Source organism: Shewanella sp. AS16, assembly GCF_021412365.1.
In the GTDB taxonomy this organism is placed as follows: Bacteria; Pseudomonadota; Gammaproteobacteria; order Enterobacterales; family Shewanellaceae; genus Shewanella; species Shewanella salipaludis.
Genome location: NZ_JAKCLK010000181.1, coordinates 1 through 303, shown reverse-complemented (window position 1 = coordinate 303; position 303 = coordinate 1). Strand labels below are relative to the sequence as shown.

Annotated in this window: 1 protein-coding gene; it reads right to left on the bottom strand. The window is 54.1% G+C overall.

The window, feature by feature from the left end; genetic code table 11:
• Positions 1-303: hypothetical protein (locus LZP73_RS19885; protein WP_234236637.1), on the bottom strand; the 303-nt coding region annotated here is incomplete at both ends.

The following is a 303-nucleotide window of genomic DNA, read 5'->3' as shown; positions in this document are numbered from 1 at the left end:
TCTGTGTTTGCACCGCCGGAAGCATCCTTCTGTACCCACAGACTGTTGCCGGCCAGGATATCACCATGCTGGTTATGCAGACGGTCTGTAAACAGCTTCAGGTTATTCCCCGCATAAATCAGCGCACTGTTCAGCAGGGTACCGGCCACATTCATTGTCAGACTGCCTGCCGTGCCGGTAAAACCACTGATGGTGATATCACTCCGGCTGTTCAGACTCACATCGCCACCGCCCTGAAGTGAACCCGGTGCGTTAAGGAAAAGACGCTGTGCGCTGAAAACACTGTTGCCTTTACCGGCAGTC